At 48.4% G+C, this 273-nt stretch carries 1 pseudogene; it reads left to right on the forward strand.

From position 1 onward, the window contains the following. Positions 1-273, forward strand: a pseudogene (locus tag C1G53_RS12825) (transcriptional regulator); the annotation flags it as partial.

Consider the following 273-nt stretch of genomic DNA (forward strand, 5'->3'; position numbering starts at 1 on the left):
TGGCATTTCAGCCACTCTTATCCGCGAGCAGTCGGCTAAGTATTGGAATATGATTGCCAAGCCTTTCCGCCGTCATTTTTCTAAGAATATCTTGGTGGTTGGCTCTGCTTCAAATGGTAAAACCACGCTAGTGCGGGATTTGGGGCGTTATTATTCCTGTCCTGTTTCGCTGGAATATGCCCGCTACTACCAGCAACGTTACAATGTGCGTGATGATGAGTTGACAGGCAAGGACTACAACTATCTCTTGACGGGCCAGTATCGCCAGACCTC

Source organism: Streptococcus suis (genome assembly GCF_002960445.1).
In the GTDB taxonomy this organism is placed as follows: domain Bacteria; phylum Bacillota; class Bacilli; order Lactobacillales; family Streptococcaceae; genus Streptococcus; species Streptococcus hyiners.